Source organism: Kitasatospora sp. NPDC091257 (assembly GCF_044757675.1).
Lineage (GTDB): Bacteria > Actinomycetota > Actinomycetes > Streptomycetales > Streptomycetaceae > Kitasatospora > Kitasatospora lactacystinica.
The window spans coordinates 1-2,273 of sequence record NZ_JBIVVI010001347.1; the positions used below are offsets into that span (position 1 = coordinate 1).

Consider the following 2,273-nt stretch of genomic DNA (forward strand, 5'->3'; position numbering starts at 1 on the left):
CCCCTGAAACAGCGATCAACGGCGATGTCCGATTCCCGCCAGTCACCCCCCGCCCAGTGCCGCAAACTGGACAACGTGATCGACGACGACATCCGGTACCGAGCCGTGGACAGCCGCGACTCCCGCTTCGACGGGGTCTTCTTCACGGCGGTCACCTCCACCGGCATCTACTGCCGTCCGAGCTGCCCCGCCGTGACCCCCAAGCGCGTCAACTGCGTCTTCTACCCCAGCGCCGCAGCGGCCCAGGGGGCGGGCTTCCGCGCCTGCCGCCGCTGCCGCCCCGACTCCGTGCCGGGCTCGCCCGAGTGGAACCACCGCGCCGACCTGGTCGGCCGCGCGATGCGCCTGATCGGTGACGGCGTGGTGGACCGCGAGGGCGTCGCCGGCCTGGCCGGCCGCCTCGGCTACAGCGCCCGCCAGCTGCAGCGCCAGCTGATCGCCGAGCTCGGCGCCGGCCCGATCGCGCTGGCCCGCGCCCGCCGCGCGCAGACCGCCCGCCTGCTCCTCCAGACCACCGAACTGCCCGTCACCGACGTCGCGTTCGCGGCCGGCTTCGCCTCCGTCCGCCAGTTCAACGACACCGTGCGCGAGGTCTACGACCGCACTCCCAGTGGTCTGCGCGCCGAGGTCGCCGCCGGCCGCCGCAGCGCGACCCCGGCCGGCGGCCTCACCCTGCGCCTCGCCTACCGCGGCGCGCTCGACAGCGAGCACCTGATCGACTTCCTCGCCCTGCGCGCGGTCCCCGGCGTGGAGGAGGTCGTCCCCGGCGCGCGGCCCGGTGTGCGCGTGTACCGTCGTACCCTCGCGCTCCCGTACGGCCACGGCATCGCCGAGGTCGACGGCCTGGCGCCGGGCGAGCCGCCCACCCGCGGCTGGCTCGACTGCCGCCTGCTGCTCGCCGACCTGCGCGACCTCCCGACCGCCGTTCAGCGCCTGCGCAACCTCTTCGACCTGGACGCCGACCCGCTCGCGGTCGACGAGCAGCTCGGCGCCGACCCGCTGCTCGGCCCGCTGGTCCGCGAGCGCCCCGGCCTGCGCTCGCCCGGCCACGTGGACCCGCACGAGCTCGCCGTCCGCGCCGTCCTCGGCCAGCAGATCAGCGTCGTCGCCGCCCGTACCCTGGCGGGACGGCTCGCCGAGAAGTACGGCACCGCGCTGCCCGAGCCCAGCGGCGGCCTGCGGCTGCTCTTCCCGAGCGCGGCCGCCCTGGCCACCGCCGATCCGGAGGACTTCGCGATGCCCGTCGCCCGCCGCCGCGCGCTCACCGGCCTGTGTGCCGCGCTGGCCGAGGGCGTGGTCCGGCTCGACAGCGGGGTCGACCGGGAGGAGGCCGCGGCCGGCCTGCTGGACCTGCCCGGCATCGGCCCCTGGACGGTCGGCTACCTGCGGATGCGGGCGATGGCCGACCCCGATGTCTTCCTCCCGAGCGACGTGGGCGTCAAGCACGGCCTGCTCCGGCTCGGCGCCGCGGGGGACCCGAAGTCCGCCGACCGCGCCGCCGAGGCCTGGGCCCCGTGGCGCTCCTACGCCGTCCACCGGCTGTGGGCCGGCCCCGTGAGCACCGGCCCCGCGAGTACCAGTCCCGCGAGTACCAGTCCCGCGAACACCGGCATCAGCACCAGCAACACCAGTGACACCAGTACCGGAACGGAGAACGGACGAGCATGAGCACCACCGTCTACACCACCATGGAGAGCCCCTTCGGCCGGCTGCTGCTCAGCGGCGTGCTGCCCGAGGAGGGCGGACCGGCCGCGCTGGCCACGGTCACCGTGCCCGGCCAGAAGTACGCGCTGGCCGAGCCCGCCGACGACTGGGTCCTCGACCCGGAGGCGCTCGCCGAGCCGGTGGCCCAGCTGACCGACTACTTCGCCGGCAAGCGCACCGGCTTCGACCTCCCGCTCGCGCCCGAGGGCACCGAGTTCCGCCGCAGGATCTGGGCGGCACTGGACGAGATCCCGTACGGCAAGACCGTCACGTACGGCGAACTCGCCGAACTGGCCGGGCAGGAGCCGCGCATGGTCCGGGCGGTCGGCGGCGCGGTGGGCGCCAACCCGCTGCTGATCGTCCGCCCCTGCCACCGGGTGCTCGGCGCCGGCGGCGCGCTCACCGGCTTCGCCGCCGGCGTGGACCGCAAGCGCTGGCTGCTGGACCTGGAGAGCGGCACCCTGTTCTGACCGCCGGTGCGCCGCGAACGTCCGAGCACCCGACGTCCGAGCATCGGACCTTCAAGCACGGCAGCCCCGCTGAGCGCCCCCGTCCGCTGAGCCCCCCAT

General features: G+C 75.4%; 2 protein-coding genes. Both read left to right on the top strand.

The genetic code is table 11. The annotated features are described in order from the left end of the window. Positions 1-24 precede the first annotated feature (24 nt). Positions 25-1,668, top strand: a complete 1,644-nt coding sequence (locus tag ACIQOV_RS38110; RefSeq protein ID WP_401055349.1) for a DNA-3-methyladenine glycosylase 2 family protein — start codon at positions 25-27, stop codon at positions 1,666-1,668. Further along, positions 1,665-2,174, top strand: a complete 510-nt coding sequence (locus tag ACIQOV_RS38115) for a methylated-DNA--[protein]-cysteine S-methyltransferase (protein WP_359908049.1) — start codon at positions 1,665-1,667, stop codon at positions 2,172-2,174. The genes ACIQOV_RS38110 and ACIQOV_RS38115 overlap by 4 nt, the downstream gene beginning before the upstream one ends. Positions 2,175-2,273 lie beyond the last annotated feature (99 nt).